The following is a 17,512-nucleotide window of genomic DNA, read 5'->3' as shown; positions in this document are numbered from 1 at the left end:
GGCTCCCGAGCCCGTGCACCACGCATCACCCGCAATTCCGCGCAACACACTTGGGGAGCTGACGACAGGTGGCTGACGAGAAGGAACTCCGCGACTACCTCAAGCGGGCGATCGCCGACGCGCGGGACGCCCGCAGGAAACTGCGCGAGGTGGAGGAGAAGGCGCAGGAGCCCATAGCGATCGTGGGCATGGCCTGCCGCTACCCGGGCGGGGTGGCCTCGCCCGAGGATCTGTGGCGGCTGGTCGCCGACGAGGTCGACGCCGTCTCCGAGTTCCCCACCAACCGCGGCTGGGACCTGGAGAACCTGTTCGACCCGGACCCGGAGCGGGTGGGCACGTCATACGTCCGCCACGGCGGTTTCCTGCACGACGCCGACCAGTTCGATCCCGAGTTCTTCGGCCTCTCGCCCCGTGAGGCGCTCGCCGCCGACCCGCAGCAGCGACTGCTCCTGGAGACGACGTGGGAGGTCCTGGAGCGCTCGGGCATCGACCCGGCGGCGCTCAGGGGCAGCCGTACCGGCGTCTTCACGGGCCTCATGTACACGGACTACGGCTCCCGTCCGCACCTTCCGGCGGAGGGTTTCGAGGGCTACCTCTACAGCGGCAGCGCGGGGAGCATCGCCTCGGGCCGCCTCGCCTACACCTTCGGCCTGGAGGGGCCCGCGGTCGCCGTCGACACGGCGTGCTCCTCGTCGCTGGTGGCGCTCCACCTGGCGGTGAACGCTCTGCGTGCGGGCGAGTGCGACCTGGCGCTCGCCGGCGGGGCGGCCGTGATGTCGACTCCCACCGGATTCGTCGAGTTCTCCCGGCTGCGCGGGCTGGCTCCCGACGGACGGTGCAAGCCGTTCGCGGCGGCTGCGGACGGTACGGCCTGGTCGGAGGGCGTGGGCCTGCTGCTCGTGGAGCGCCTCTCGGACGCCCGCCGCAACGGCCACCACATCCTCGCCGTCATCCGCGGCTCGGCCGTCAACCAGGACGGCGCCTCCAACGGCCTCACCGCCCCCAACGGCCCGTCGCAGGAACGCGTCATACGCCAGGCCCTCACCAACGCCGGCCTCTCCCCCACCGACATCGACGCCGTCGAAGCCCACGGCACCGGAACCCGCCTCGGCGACCCCATCGAAGCCCAAGCCGTGCTGGCGACCTACGGTCAGAACCGACCCGACGACCGGCCCCTCCACCTCGGCTCGCTGAAGTCCAACATCGGACACACCCAGGCGGCCGCCGGCGTCGGCGGCGTCATCAAGATGGTGCAGGCCATGCACCACGGCGTGCTGCCCAGGACCCTCCACCTCGACGAACCCACCCCGTTCGTCGACTGGGACGCCGGCGACGTCTCCCTGCTCACCGAGGCCCGGGAGTGGGCCGTGTCCGGGGCGCCGCGACGCGCCGCCGTCTCCGCCTTCGGCATGGGCGGAACGAACGCGCACGTCATCCTGGAGCAGCCGACCGCGGAGGACCCGGCGGAGGACCCGGCCGGAACGGCGGCGGACGGAGCGACCGACGCGGCTGCGGAGGCCGTCGAAGGCCGCCGTGTTCCCGTGCTGCCCTACCTGCTCTCCGCCAAGACCCCCCAAGCACTCACCGCCCAAGCCCAACGACTCCTCACCCACCTCGAAACACACCCCCACCTCACCCCCCTCGACATCGCCCACTCCCTCGCCACCACCCGCACCACCCACAACCACCGCGCCCTCCTCCTCACCCCCACCCACACCCACCCCCACCACCACCTCCACGCCCTCGCCCACAACACCCCCACCCCCGACACCATCACCGCAACCGCCGCCGAGCCCTCCAAGACGGCGTTCGTCTTTCCGGGGCAGGGGTCCCAGTGGGCGGGCATGGCCGTGGAACTGATGGCCGACTCACCGGTGTTCGCCGCCCGGATCGCCGAGTGCGCGAAGGCGTTCTCCGCCTATGTGGACTGGTCCTTGGAGGACGTGCTGCGCCAGGCGGAAGGGGCTCCGTCCCTCGACCGCGTGGACGTGGTCCAGCCCGTCCTGTTCGCGGTGATGGTGTCGCTCGCGGAACTCTGGCAGGCCCACGGGGTCCGGCCGTCCGCCGTGGTGGGGCACTCCCAGGGCGAGATCGCCGCCGCGTACGTGGCGGGCATCCTCACCCTCGATGACGCCGCCCGCGTGGTCACCCTGCGCAGCCAGGCCATCGGCCGGGTCCTGGCCGGCCTCGGCGGCATGGTGTCCGTCGCGCTCCCCGCCGACGAGGTGCGTGAGCGCATCACCCCCTGGCGGGACCGGATCCAGGTCGCCGCCGTCAACGGCCCCGCCTCCGTGGTGGTCTCCGGTGAGGTCGAGCCGCTGCGGAGCCTCGTGGAGGCCTGCAAGGCGGACGGCGTACGGGCCCGGACCATCACGGTGGACTACGCCTCCCACTCGAAGTACGTGGAGCTGCTGGAGGAGGAGCTGGCCACACTCCTCGCGCCGGTCAGCCCGCGCCCGGCCACGGTCCCGTTCTTCTCCACCGTCACCGGCGACTGGGTCGTGGGCACCGAGCTGGACGGCGGCTACTGGTACCGCAACCTGCGGCAGACCGTGGAACTGGAGAACGCCGTACGCGCCCTGCTGGAGCAGGGGTTCGGCACGTTCATCGAGTCCAGCCCGCACCCCGTGCTCGCGCTCGCGGTGCAGGAGACGGCGGAGGCGGCCGGCCGTGACGCCGCCGCGTTCGGCTCGCTGCGGCGCGACGCGGGCGGCATGGAGCGGTTCCTGCTCTCCCTCGGCGAGGCGCACAGCCGCGGCGTGGCCGTCGACTGGCAGGCGGTCTTCGCCGGCACATCGGCGCGCCGGGTGCCGCTGCCGACGTACGCCTTCCAGCGCACCCGCCATTGGCTGGAGGCGGTCGGCGCGCCGAGCGACGCCGCCGGTCTCGGGCTGGGCTCGACCGACGGCCACCCGTTCCTCGGTGCCGCGGTCGCGGTCGCGGACCGCCGCGCCTTCCTGTTCACCGGCAGGCTCTCGCGCCGCTCGCACCCGTGGCTGGCGGACCACGCCGTCCACGGCTCCGTGCTGCTGCCCGGCACCGGACTGGTCGAACTCGCGCTGCGGGCCGGGGAGTACGTGGGGTGCGAGCGGGTCGAGGACCTCACCCTGGCCGCACCGCTGCTGCTGCCCGAGCAGGGCGGCGTGCAGCTCCAGCTCGTCGTCGGGGAGGCCGACGACGGCGACCGCCGCAAGCTGGAGATCTACTCGCGCCACGACGGTGCGCAGGACGACACGGCGGCGTGGACGCTGCATGCGGAGGGCCTGCTCGCCACGACGCCCGACGAGGTGCCCCCGGGTCTGCTCGTCTGGCCGCCCGCCGGGGCGGTCGAGGCCGACCTGGACGGCATGTACGAGCGGGTGCGGGAGCAGGGTTACGAGTACGGCCCGGCGTTCCGTGGCCTGCGCAGGGCATGGCGGGGCGAGGCCGGGCACGAGATCTTCGCCGAAGTCGCGCTTCCGGAGGAACTCCAGTCGGACGCGGGGCTCTTCACCCTGCACCCGGCGCTCCTCGACGCGGCGCTGCACACCCTGTTGCCGGGCGTGGTTGACGAGGACCGCCGGCCTCTGCTGCCCTTCGCCTGGTCCGACGCGACGGTGTACGCGGCGGGAGCGTCGGTCCTGCGGGTGCGGCTCTCCCTCACCGGGCCGGAGTCGGCGTCGCTCCTGGTGGCCGACGGCTTGGGCGCACCCGTGGCCTCCGTCGGGTCGCTGGCGCTGCGACCGCTGTCCGAGGAAGCGCTGCGGGCGGCCGCGGAGGCACACCGCGACGGGCTGCTGCGGGTGGAGTGGACCGGCCTGGCGACTCCGAACTCCCCTGCGGACACCGGCACATGGGCCCTGCTGGGCGGTGACGGCGGCCTCGGCCTGCCGGTCGACGCCGCACGGTCCTTCACCGACCTCGCCGCGCTCGTGGCGGCGGTCGAGGACGGGGCGGCGGTACCGGACGTCGTGCTGACCGTGCCGGAACCGCCCCGGGAGACCGACGGGAACCTGCCCTCCCGCATCCACGAGACCACCCGTCACCACCTCGAACTGTCCCAGGCCTGGCTGGCCGACGAACGGTTCGCCCAGTCCCGCCTCGTCGTCGTCACCCACGGCGCCGTCGCCGCAGGACAGGAGGACGTCACCGACCTCGCCCACACCACCCTGTGGGGCCTGCTCCGCTCCGCGGACAGCGAGAACCCCGGCCGCTTCGGCCTCGTCGACCTCGACGGCGGCCCGTCCACGGGCTCCCTGCTGCCCGCAGTGGTGGCGTCCGGCGAGACGCAGGCCGCTGTGCGGGGTGACACCGTGCTCGTGCCCCGTCTGGTCCGGGTGCGGCAGGAGGCGGACGACGCCGAGGCGACGGCGCCGCGCTGGGACGAGGGCACCGTACTGATCACCGGAGCCACCGGTGCGCTGGGCCGCCTTCTCGCCCGGCATCTGGCGGAACGGCACGGTGTCCGGCACCTGCTGCTGCTCAGCCGACGTGGCGCCGACGCACCGGGCGTGAACGAACTACGCGACGAACTCGCCGAGTCGGGAGTCACCGCGACGTTCGCCGCCTGCGACGCCGCCGACCGCGACGCACTCACCACCGTCCTCGCATCCATCCCGGCCGAGCACCCGCTCACGGCGGTCGTCCACACCGCGGGCGTCGTCGACGACGGCCTCCTCACCGGCCTGACGACCGAGCGCCTTGAGGCCGTACTCCGGCCCAAGGTCGACGCCGCCTGGAACCTCCACGAACTCACCCGCGATCTCGACCTGTCCGCCTTCGTCCTCTACTCGTCCATGGCAGGACTCCTCGGTACGGCAGGACAGGCCAACTACGCGGCCGGCAACACCTTCCTGGACGCCCTGGCCCACCACCGCACCGCCCACGGCCTGCCCGCCACCTCCCTCGCCTGGGGCCTGTGGGAGGAGAGCAGCGCCAGCACCAGCCACCTCGGGGACGTGGACGTGCAGCGGATGGCCCGCTTCGGGCTGCGCCCGCTGTCCTCGGACGAGGGCATGGCACTGTTCGACGCCGCCGGCGCGTCCTCGGACGCGGTCCTCGCGGCGACCGGGCTGGATCTTGCGGCGCTGCGGCGCAAGGGCGCCGAGCCCCTGCCGATGCTGCGCGCACTCGTGCCGGCGGTGCGCCGCCGCGCCGCGGCCGGGACGGCCGGAGGGGCCTCGCTGGTCGAGCAGTTGGCCGCGGTCTCCGGGACCGAGCGGGAGCGGGTGCTGACCGACCTCGTGCGCGGACATGTGGCCGGGGTGCTCGGCCATGCCGACCAGGGGGCGGTCGACTCCGACCGTGTCTTCAAGGAGCTGGGGTTCGACTCGCTGCTCGCGGTCGAGCTGCGCAACCGGCTCGGCGAGGCCACCGGACTGCGCCTGCCCACCACCCTGGTCTTCGACCACCCCACCCCGGCCGCCATCGCCGCGTATCTGTCGACCCTGATCGCCCCCGCCGCGTCGCGGGCGTCCGACGTGGTCGTGCCCTCCGGCACCTCCGCCGAGGACCCGGTCGTGATCGTGGGCATGGCCTGCCGCTACCCGGGCGGCGTGGCCTCGCCCGACGACCTGTGGCGGCTGGTCGCCGACGAGGTCGACGCCATCTCGGAGCTGCCGGCCGACCGTGGCTGGAACATCGAGGAGCTCTACGACCCGGAGCCGGGCACGCCGGGCAGGACGTACTCCCGCCACGGCGGATTCCTGTACGACGGTGACCACTTCGACCCCGAGTTCTTCGGGATGTCGCCGCGCGAGGCGCTCGCCACCGACCCGCAGCAGCGGCTCCTGCTGGAGACCGCCTGGGAGGCGCTGGAGGACGCCGGCATCGACGCGTCGACGCTGCGCGGCAGCCGTACCGGCGTGTACACGGGCGTGATGTACCACGACTACGCGTCGCGGGTGAAGCAGGTCCCCGAGGACATGGAGGGCTATCTGTTCAGCGGCAACGCGGGCAGTGTCGCCTCGGGCCGGGTGTCGTACACCCTCGGTCTGGAGGGACCCGCGGTCACCGTGGACACGGCGTGCTCCTCGTCGCTGGTGGCCATCCACCAGGCGGTGAACGCGCTGCGCGCGGGCGAGTGCGACCTGGCGCTCGCCGGTGGTGTGACGCTGATGTCGACCCCGCAGGGGTTCGTCGAGTTCTCGCAGCAGCGCGGCTTGTCGGCGGACGGCCGGTGCCGGTCGTTCTCGGCGACCGCGGACGGCACCGGGTGGTCGGAGGGTGTGGGCCTGCTGCTCGTGGAGCGGCTCTCGGACGCCCGCCGCAACGGCCACCAGGTGCTGGCCGTCATCCGCGGCTCGGCCGTCAACCAGGACGGCGCCTCCAACGGCCTCACCGCCCCAAACGGCCCGTCGCAAGAACGCGTCATACGCCAGGCCCTCACCAACGCCGGCCTCTCCCCCACCGACATCGACGCCGTCGAAGCCCACGGCACCGGAACCCGCCTCGGCGACCCCATCGAAGCCCAAGCCCTCATCGCCACCTACGGACAGAACCGACCCGACAACCGGCCGCTCCACCTCGGCTCCCTCAAGTCCAACCTCGGACACACCCAGGCGGCCGCCGGTGTCGCGGGCGTCATCAAGATGGTGCAGGCCATGCGCCACGGCGTGCTGCCCAGGACGCTGCACGTCGAGGCTCCCAGCCCCCATGTCGACTGGGAGGCCGGTGACGTCTCCCTGCTCACCGAGGCCCGGGAGTGGGCCGTGTCCGGGGCGCCGCGGCGCGCCGGGGTGTCGTCCTTCGGCATCAGCGGCACCAACGCGCACCTGATCCTGGAGCAGCCGTCGTCGGAGGAGGCGGAGGAGGACCGGGCGGCCGAGCCGCAGGCCCTGCCCGCCGTGCCGTGGCTGCTGTCCGCCAAGACCCCCGAGGCGCTGTCCCGGCAGGCGGCCCGACTGCTCGAACACCTCGAAGCCCGACCGGAGTTGTCCCCGCTGGACGTGGCCCGCTCCCTGGCCACCGCGCGCACCGCGCTCGACCACCGCACGAGTGTGACCGGCGCGGATCGGGACGAGCTCGTCGCCGGGCTGCGTTCGGTACGGGCCGGTGCGGTCGAGCCGGTGCGGGCACGTGCGGACCTGTCGGGCCGCACGGCGTTCCTGTTCACCGGGCAGGGAGCCCAGTACGTCGGCATGGGCCGGGAACTCTACGAGTCGTTCCCGGTGTTCGCCGAGGCCTTCGACGCGGTCTGCGCCCAGTGGGACGGGGCGTTCGAACTGCCGCTGAAGGAGGTCGTGTTCGCGGAGCCGGGCAGCGAGACGGCCGCGCTGCTCGACCGGACCGGCTACACCCAGCCGGCCCTGTTCGCGCTGGAGACAGCACTGTTCAAGCTGGCCGAGTCCTGGGGCCTGCGCCCCGACTACCTCGCCGGCCACTCCATCGGCGAACTCACCGCCGCACACGTCTCCGGCGTCCTGACCCTCGAAGACGCGGCCAAACTGGTCGCCGCCCGCGCCTCCCTGATGCAGGCACTGCCCGGCACAGGCGCGATGATCGCCGTACAGGCCACCGCGGACGAAGTCCACCCACTCGTGGCCGAACACGAAGGCCTCCTCGCCGTCGCCGCGGTCAACAGCCCCTCCTCCGTCGTCATTTCCGGAGACGAGGCAGCCGCCGAAGCCGTCGCCGCCCGACTGCGCGAACTAGGCCGCAAGACCAAACGGCTCACCGTCTCCCACGCCTTCCACTCCCCCCACATGGACGGCATGCTCGACGCGTTCCGGGACGTCGCCGACACCGTGACGTACCACGCGCCGCGGATCCCGGTCGTATCCACGCTCACCGGCCGTGTCGCCACCGGAGGGGACCTGATCACGGCGGAGTACTGGGTCGAGCAGGTCCGGGGGTCGGTCCGTTTCGCGGACGCCGCCGAGATCCTCGCCAAGGAGGGCGTCGCGGCCTTCGTGGAGATCGGCCCGGACGGTGTGCTCAGCGCGCTGGTCGCGGAGGCCGTGGAGAGCGCGGTCGCGGTGCGGCCGTTGCAGCGCCGCGGCAGGCCGCAGCCCACGACGCTCGTAGGCGCGGTCGGGGCCCTGCACGACGCGGGTGTCCGGGTCGACTGGCAGGCGTTCTTCGCCGGCAGCGGTGCGCGGCACGTCGCGCTTCCCACGTACGCGTTCCAGCGCCGCCGCTACTGGCTGGACGCGGGCCCTGCCGGGGCCGACGCCGCCGAGTGGGGCCTGCGGTCGACCAGCCATCCGTTCCTCGGGGTGGCCGTGCCGCTGGCCGGGGGCGAGGGCACGGTGTTCACCGGCCGGGTGGCGGCCGGCCGTCACCCCTGGCTGGCCGGGAACATCGTCGTGGACGAGCCCGTCCTCCCCGCCGCCGCGCTCGTCGAGACGGTGCTGCGCGCGGGTGCCGAACTCGGCTGCGACGTTCTGCACGAACTCACCGTCCCGGCCCCCTTGGTCATCCCGTCCCAAGGCGCCGTACAGCTGCAGGTGGCCGTGGGGGCGCCCGGTGCGGACGACCGTCGTACGGTGCGCGTGTTCGCGCGCCCGGACGACCCGGACGCGGCCTGGCAGTCGCTGGCCGAAGGCGTGCTCGGCACCGGTGGCGGGGACGACACGGCCGCGGTGGCCGGGGCGTCCTTCGAGGTGTCGCTGGACGCAGGCCTCCGGGACGAGGCCGACCGGTTCGCACTGCACCCGGCCCTGTTGGACGCGGCGCTGGACGCCCGGCCGACCGCCGCGCCGGGCACCGTCGCCTTCCCGACCCGGTGGCGCGGCGTGCGTCTGTACGCCACCGGCATCACCGAGGCACGCGCCGAACTGACCGGGACGGGCGAGGACACGGCCGCGATACGGCTGACCGCTGCGGACGGCAGGCTCGTCGCCACCGTCGCGTCGGTCTCCTTCGTGGAGCTTCCCGAGTCCCGGTTCAGCGGGGCGCGCAACTCGGCGTACGCGGCCCTGTACACGACCGACTGGGTGCCCTTGGGCACGACCGTCCTCGACGACCCCTTCCACTGGGGCGTGTTGGGCTCCGGGCGGACGCCCGCCGAGCCGGCCGGTGCCACACCGCTGCGCGACGCGGGTGCGGCCGGCGAGGCCGTCGCGTCCGGTGCGGAAATCTCCGCCGTGCTGTTCGAGGCCGGGACGCCTGAGTCCGACGACCCGGTCGGCGCGACGTACGCGCTGACACGCCAGGTGTCGGCCGTCCTGCGCGACTGGCTGGCGGACGACCGGCTCGCGGACACCCCGCTCGTGGTCGCCCTGCGTTCCACCGCGGCCGTGGCGCCCGGGGAGTCGGCGGATCCCGTGGCGGCCGCGCTGCGCGGACTGGTGCGGTCGGCCCAGGCCGAGGCGCCGGGCCGGGTGGTCCTCACGGAGACCGACGGCTCCCCCGAGGGGTACGCGGTGCTGGCGTCGGCCGTCGCGTCCGGTGAGCCGGAGACGGCCGTACGCGGCGACCGCGCCTTCGTGCCCCGTCTGCGACGGATGACGGAGCCGACGGATCAGGCCGCACCGGCCTGGGACCCGCAGGGCACCGTGCTCGTCACCGGAGGCACCGGATCGCTCGGCGGACTCTTCGCCCGCCACCTGGTGACCCGCCACGGCGTCCGGCACCTGCTGCTGCTCAGCCGCAGCGGCGCCGACGCCCCCGGGGCGGCCGAACTCCGCGCGGAGCTGGCCGAGTTGGGGGCGACGAGCGTGACCTTCGCCGCCGGTGACGTCGGCGACCGGGAGGAGCTGGCCGCGCTGCTCGGCCGGATCCCGGCGGAGCACCCGCTGACCGGCGTCGTGCACACCGCGGGAGTGGTGGACAACGCCCTCCTGGCAACGCTGAGCCCGCAGCAGCTCGCCACCGCGCTGCGGCCCAAGGCCGACGGGGCATGGCATCTGCACGAGCTGACCCGTGATCTCCCGCTGTCCGCCTTCGTCATGTTCTCGTCGAGCACGGGTGTACTGGGCAGCCCGGGCCAGGCCAACCACGCCGCCGCGAACGCGTTCCTCGACGGTCTCGCCCGGCACCGCGCCGACCAGGGCCTGCCCGCCCTCTCGATCGGCTGGGGCAGGTGGGAACGGGCCTCCGGGATGGGTGCTTCGTTCACCGACGCAGAACGCGCCCGCTTCGCCCGCGAGGGCTTCCGGCCGGTCGGGGACGAGCAGGGGACGGCACTCTTCGACGCGGCGCTCGCCGTGGGGCGGCCCGCGCTGACGGCGCTGCCGGTGGACACCGCGGCGCTGCGTGCCCGCGATGTCCTGCCGGCGCCGCTGCGCGGCCTGGTCACGGTACCGGTGCGGTCCGACGCCGGGGCCGGGGCGGAACCGGCCGTGCCGCTGGCGGACCGGATCGGCGCGATCCCCGCCGAGCGGCGGTACGACACCGTGTCGGAGCTGGTGCGCGCCACGCTCGCGGCGGTGCTGGGCCACTCGGACGCCGACGCCGTCGCCGAGGACCGTCCCTTCCAGGAGCTCGGGCTCGACTCGCTCACGGCGGTCGACCTGCGCAACAGGCTCGGCCGGGCCGTCGGCCTCAGGCTGCCCGCCACGCTGGTCTTCGACTTTCCCTCGCCCGCGGCGCTCGCCGCGTATGTGCTGGCGGAGATCGAGCCGGAGACCGGCGCCGAGACCGGAACCGGCGCGGGCGCGGGCGGCGGTTCGGCGCTGGCCGAGCTCGACCGGCTCGAGGCGGTGCTCGGTGCGCTGCCGAGGGAGGGCGGCGAGCGTACCGCCCTGGCCGCACGGCTGCAGTCCCTGTTGTCCCGGGTGACCGGCCCGGAAGTCCCGGCGCGGGCCGACGCGGTGGACGGGATCGAGTCGGCGTCGGCGGACGAGATCTTCGACTTCATCGACAACCAGCTCGGCCGCACGTCCGGCTGATCAGCCCCCAAAGCAATTGTTCCGAGGAGATGTGGGTGTCGCATGTCTGACACAAGCAAGGAAGAGAAGCTCGTCGACTACCTCAAATGGGTGACCGCTGATCTGCAGAAGACGCGCCAACAGCTCGCCGAGCTGGAGGCGGCCGCCGCCGAGCCGGTGGCGATCGTGGGTATGGCCTGCCGCTACCCGGGCGGCGTGGCCTCGCCCGACGACCTGTGGCGCCTGGTCGCCGACGAGGTGGACGCGATCTCGCCGTGGCCGACCGACCGTGGCTGGGACGTCGGTGAGCTGTACGACCCGGAGCCCGGGAAGCCGGGCAAGTCGTACACGCGTGAGGGCGGCTTCCTGGACGGTGCCACCCGGTTCGACGCGGAGTTCTTCGGGATCTCTCCTCGTGAGGCGGTGGCCATGGACCCGCAGCAGCGGGTCCTGCTGGAGACCGCGTGGGAGACGTTCGAGCACGCGGGCATCGCCCCGGACTCGCTCAAGGGCAGCAGTACCGGTGTGTTCGTCGGTGTGGTGGAGGAGAGCTATCTGGGGCTGGAGGCGCCCAGCGAACTCCAGGGCTACCTCATGACGGGCAAGTTGGCCAGTGTGGCATCGGGTCGCGTCGCGTACACCCTCGGTCTGGAGGGCCCGGCGGTCTCGATCGACACGGCGTGCTCCTCGTCGCTGGTGGCGCTCCACCTCGCGGTGCAGTCGGTGCGTTCGGGTGAGTCGGCGCTCGCGCTGGCGGGCGGGGCCACGGTCAACGGGGATCCCGGCGGCTATGTGGACTTCTCGCAGCAGCGCGGGCTGGCTCCCGACGGACGGATCAAGTCCTTCGCGGCGGCTGCGGACGGTACGGCCTGGTCGGAGGGCGTGGGCCTGCTGCTCGTGGAGCGGCTCTCGGACGCCCGCCGCAACGGTCACCAGGTGCTGGCCGTCATCCGCGGCTCGGCCGTCAACCAGGACGGCGCCTCCAACGGCCTCACCGCCCCCAACGGGCCGTCGCAGGAACGCGTCATACGCCAGGCCCTCACCAACGCCGGCCTCTCCCCCACCGACATCGACGCCGTCGAAGCCCACGGCACCGGAACCCGCCTCGGCGACCCCATCGAAGCCCAAGCCCTCATCGCCACCTACGGACAGAACCGACCCAGCGACCGGCCCCTCCACCTCGGCTCCCTGAAGTCCAACATCGGACACACGGTCGCCGCGGCCGGGGTGGGCGGCGTCATCAAGATGGTGCAGGCCATGCACCACGGCATCCTGCCCAGGACCCTCCACCTCGACGAACCCACCCCGTTCGTCGACTGGGACGCCGGCGACGTCTCCCTGCTCACCGAGGCCCGGCAGTGGCCCGACAACGACACCCCACGACGCGCCGCCGTCTCCGCCTTCGGCGTGAGCGGAACCAACGCGCACGTCATCCTGGAACAGCCGCCCACAGAGGACCCGACGGAGGTGCAGGAGGAGACCGAGCCCGCCGAACACCGCGACATCCCCGTACTGCCCTACCTGCTCTCCGCCAAGACCCCCCAAGCACTCACCGCCCAGGCCCAACGACTCCTCACCCACCTCGAAACACACCCCCACCTCACCCCCCTCGACATCGCCCACTCCCTCGCCACCACCCGCACCACCCACCACCACCGCGCCCTCCTCCTCACCCCCACCCGCACCCACCCCCACCACCACCTCCACGCCCTCGCCCACAACACCCCCACCCCCGACACCATCACCGCAACCGCCGCCGCCAGGCGGGGCAAGCTCGCCTTCCTGTTCACCGGGCAGGGTGCCCAACGGCCGGGCATGGGGCGTGAGTTGTACGAGTCGTTCCCGGTCTTCGCCGAGGCCTTCGACGCGGTCTGCGCCCAGTTGGACAAGGAACTGGAGCGGCCGCTGAAGGAGGTCGTGTTCGCGGAGCCGGGCAGCGAGACGGCCGCGCTGCTCGACCGGACCGGCTACACCCAGCCGGCCCTGTTCGCGCTGGAGACAGCACTGTTCAAGCTGGCCGAGTCCTGGGGCCTGATCCCCGACTACCTCGCCGGCCACTCCATCGGCGAACTCAGCGCCGCACACGTCTCCGGCGTCCTGCCCCTCGAGGACGCGGCCAAACTGGTCGCCGCCCGCGCCTCCCTGATGCAGGCACTGCCCGGCACAGGCACCATGATCGCCGTACAGGCCACCGCGGACGAAGTCCACCCACTCGTGGCCGAACACGAAGGCCTCCTCGCCATCGCCGCGATCAACAGCCCCACCTCCATAGTCATCTCCGGAGACGAGACAGCCGCCGAAACCGTCGCCGCCCGACTGCGCGAACAAGGCCGCAAGACCAAACGACTCACCGTCTCCCACGCCTTCCACTCCCCCCACATGGACGGCATGCTCGACGCGTTCCGGGACGTCGCCCGACGGCTGACCTTCCACGCGCCCGCCATCCCCATCGTCTCGACCCTCACGGGACGGCTCGTCACCGCCGCCGAACTGAGCGCACCGGACTACTGGGCGGACCAGGTCCGTGAGGCCGTCCGGTTCGCCGACGCCGTGGGCTCGCTCGCGGACCTGGGTGTCACGGCCTTCGCCGAGCTGGGGCCGGGCAGCGCGCTGAGCGCCCCCGCCCGCGACGTGCTCGCCGACATCGGCGGTGACCACACCGTGGTGCCGCTGCTGCGACGGCTCGACGCGGAGGCCGAGTCACTGGTCGGCGGCTTGGGCACCCTGCACGCGCACGGTGCCCCGGTGGACTGGACGGCCTTCTTCGAGGGCACGGGCGCCCGCCGGGTGGACCTGCCGACGTACGCCTTCCAGCAGCGGAGGTACTGGCTCGACGACCGGCGTTCCGGCAGCGCCGCGGCGGCAGCGGGGCCCGGAGCCACCGGGCATCCGCTGCTCGGCACGGCGATCGAACCGGCCTCCGGTGACGGGCTGCTCTTCAGCGGCCGGTTCTCCCCGGCGGACCTGCCCTGGTCGTCGGGGCTCACGGCCGAGGGCTCCCGGATCCTGCCCCCCGCCGCACTGGTCGAACTCGCCGTGCGCGCCGGCGACGAGGCCGGCTGCACCGTACTGGACGAGCTGACCGTCACCGCGCCGGTGCCGGTGCCGGAGCGCCGAGCGCTCCAACTCCAGGTCGCCGTCGGCGCGGAGGACGGCGACGGCCGCCGGACTTTCACCATCCACTCCCGGCCGGACGCCGGTACCCCGTGGACCGCGCACGCCCACGGCACGCTGAGCTTCGGCGGCCCCGCGGAGCCCTTCGACCTCGCCCAGTGGCCCCCCGCCGACGCGGAACCGATCGATGTCGCCGACGGCTACGCGGCGCTGGAGACCGCCGGTCTGGCACACGCGTCGGCGCTGCGCGGGCTGCGGGCGGCGTGGCGGAGGGGCGACGACCTGTACGCGGAGGTGACCCTGCCGGAGGAGGCGGGCACGGTCCCGGCCGGGTCCGTGCTGCATCCCGCCCTGCTGGACGCCGCCCTGCACCCGGCCTGGTTCGGTGACGCGTCGGGCGCTCTGGCGACCGGGCGTTCCTCCGAGTGGCGCGGTGTGCGGCTGTACGCCACCGGGGCCCTGTCGCTGCGGGTGCGGCTGAGCAGGTCCGCCGGTGGCGGCCTGTCGCTGTGGCTGGCCGACGCGTCCGGGCAACCGGTCGCCTCGGTCGACTCGCTGGCGGCGGGTCCGGCGCCCGCGGGCGGGCCGGCCGGCGCCCGCGCCGCCCGGCTCGGCTCCCTGTTCTCCGTGGCGTGGCGGCCGATCACGCTCACGGAGCCTTCGGACGCCCCGCGTTGGGCCGTACTCGGCCAGGTGGCGCCCGGTGTCGGCGGTCCGTGGCCGGAGGGCCCGGAAGCGGAGCTCCTCGCCGATGTGGCGGCGGTGCGCCGGGCCGTTCGTTCGGGGCGGCCCCTGGACGCGGTGGCCGTGATGTGCGGCGCGTCCCACCGCAGCGATGTCGCCGGCACGGCCCACGAGATGACCCGGGGCATGCTGGCGCTGCTGCGGGAATGGCTGTCGGACGACGAACTGGCCGGGGTCCGCCTGGTGGTGCTCACCCGGGGCGCGGTGGCGCTCGCGCCGGCCGAGGCCCCGGACCCGGCGGCGGCCGCGCTGTGGGGTCTGGTGCGTTCGGCCCAGTCGGAGGCGCCGGGCCGCGTGGTGCTGGTCGACGTCGCCGCCGGGGACCCGGACGACGTGGCCGCGGCGGACGCGGACGCCGTGGCCGACCGGCGGCAGTCGCTGTCGCGCGTCCTGGCCTCCGCCGAACCGCAGGCCTCCCTACGGGAGGGGCGGGTGTTCGTCCCCCGGCTGAACCCGGTCGACACCGACGCCGCGCGGCCCGCGACGGGCGCGTGGAACCCTCGGGGTACGGTCCTCGTCACCGGCGGAACGGGCGCCCTCGGCGGCCTGTTCGCCCAGCACCTGGCCGCCGAGCACGGTGTCGCGCACTTCGTCCTCCTGAGCCGGCGCGGCCCCGAGGCCCCAGGTGCCGGTGAACTCGGCCGAAAGCTCACGGAGTTGGGCGCGAAGGTCACGTTCGTCGCGGGTGACGCGGCCGACCGGGACGCGCTCGCGGCGCTCCTCGCGGATCTGCCCGCCGCACACCCGCTGACCGGCGTCGTGCACACCGCGGGTGTGGTGGACGACGGCCTGGTGTCGACGCTGACCGCCGACCGGCTCGACGCGGTGCTGCGTCCGAAGGTGGACGGGGCCTGGAACCTGCACGAGCTGACCCGTGATCTCGACCTGTCGGCGTTCGTGCTGTTCTCGTCCGTCGCGGGCGTGGTCGGTGGTCCCGGCCAGTCCAACTACGCGGCCGCCAACGCCTTCCTGGACGGCCTCGCCCAGCACCGGGCCGCCCAGGGCCTGCCCGCCACATCCGTCGCGTGGGGTTTGTGGTCGCAGACCACCGGGATGAGCGGGCACATGGAGGAGGCCGACTTCAAGCGGATCGCCCGTTCCGGACTGCTTCCCATCGAGGAGAGCTCCGGCCCGGCGCTCCTGGACGCCGCGCTCGCCCTCGGCGACGCGGCGGTCGTGGCCACGCCTGTCGACCGGGAGGCCCTGCGGGAGAACGCGGCACAGGCGCCGGTGGTGATGACGGGCCTGGTCCGGACGCCCGCGCGGCGCACGGCGGTCAACTCCGCGACCGCCGCCCTGGCGCTGGCCGACCAGATCGCCGGGCTCGACGACGCCGCACGGTACGAGCATGTGCTCGCGCTGGTACGGGCCCAGGTGGCGGCGGTCCTCGGCCACCCCGACGCCACCGGGGGCGCCGTCGACCCCGAGCAGCAGTTCAGCGCTCTCGGTCTCGACTCGCTGACCTCCATGGAGCTGCGCAACCGTCTCTCGGCGGCAGTGGGCAGCCCGTTGCCGAGCGGGCTGGTCTTCGACCGTCCGAGCCCGCGTGAGCTCGCCGGCCACCTGCTGGAGACGGCGTTGCACGGGCCGGGTGCCCAGGGTGCCGCGGCCCGGCCGACCGTCGATCTGGAGGCCGAGGTCCGGCTGGCCGAGGACGTGCGTCCGGCGGCCGAGGTCATCCGGGTGGCCGTAGACCCCGACACGGTGCTGCTGACCGGGGCGACCGGGTTCCTCGGAGCGTTCCTGCTGCGCGACCTCGTGCGCGGGACCCGGGCACGGGTGTACTGCCTGGTGCGCGCCGCCGACGAGGCCGCGGCGTGGCAGCGGCTGCGGGCGAACCTGGAGTGGTACGGGCTCCAGGACGAAGTGGACTTCGCCCGTCTCACCGTCCTGGTGGGCGACCTCTCCGAGCCGTGTCTCGGCCTCGGCGAGGCGGAGTTCGACGACCTGGCGCGCACGGTCGACGCGGTGTACCACGCGGGTGCCCACGTCCACTGGCTGCGCCCGTACACGGAACTCAAGGCAACGAACGTCCGCGGCACCGAGGAGATTCTGCGCCTGGCCGCCCGTCACCGCACCGTCCCCGTCCACCACGTCTCCACCGTGGGCGTCTTCCCCAAGGCGCTGACCGAGGGCGTACCGGTGCGTGAGGACGACCCGACGGGTCCGGCACGGGAGCTGCCCACCGGGTACGTGCAGAGCAAGTGGGTGGCCGAGCAGATGATCGGCCTGGCCCGGGAGCGCGGCCTGCCGGTCAGCGTGTACCGCGTCGACGTGGTGTCCGGGGACCGGGTCAACGGTGCCTGCCAGACACAGGACTTCGTGTGGCTGAGCCTGAAGGGTCTGCTCCAGGCGGGCGCCGTCCCCGAGGGCCTGTCCGCGGCGGTGCACCCCGTTCCCGTCGACTACGTCAGTGAGGCGATCCTCACCATGTCCCGGCAGGAGAAGGCGGCGGGCGGGACGTTCCACCTGTCCAACCCGAGCAGCCTGGACTTCGCCGCGTGCGTCGAGCACTTCCGCTCGGCCGGCTACGGGCTGGACGAGCTGGGCTGGGACGAGTGGTACGCGCGGGTGGCCTCCGACACCGACAACGCCATGAACCCGCTCCTCGACGCCTTCGAGGTACTGGCGACCGACAGCCGGCGGTTCTACCCGCGCTTCGACACCACCGGTACCGAAGAGGCCCTCGACGGTACGGGGGTGGCGTGCCCGGAGATGACGCCGGAGCTGTTCGCCCGGTACGTCGCCTTCTTCGTGAGCAGGGGCTACTTCCCGGACGCCCCGGTGAGCGCCGGCTCGGCGTGACATGAGCCGGACGGGCCGGGTACCGCCATCGGTACCCGGCCCGTCCTTGCGTACCCGTC

Annotated in this window: 2 protein-coding genes; both read left to right on the top strand. The window is 73.6% G+C overall.

What is annotated here, in order from left to right:
• Window positions 1-68: 68 nt before the first annotated feature.
• Entirely contained in the window at window positions 69-10,811 is a 10,743-nt protein-coding gene (locus ABD932_RS03640; protein WP_345008598.1) for an SDR family NAD(P)-dependent oxidoreductase, read from the top strand.
• Window positions 10,812-10,853: 42 nt separating this feature from the next.
• Window positions 10,854-17,453, top strand: coding sequence for a type I polyketide synthase (locus ABD932_RS03635; protein ID WP_345008597.1), 6,600 nt, complete (start codon window positions 10,854-10,856; stop codon window positions 17,451-17,453).
• Window positions 17,454-17,512: the final 59 nt, after the last annotated feature.

The organism is Streptomyces shaanxiensis (assembly GCF_039537145.1).
Taxonomy (GTDB): domain Bacteria; phylum Actinomycetota; class Actinomycetes; order Streptomycetales; family Streptomycetaceae; genus Streptomyces; species Streptomyces shaanxiensis.
This window is presented reverse-complemented; position numbering and strand designations above follow the sequence as displayed.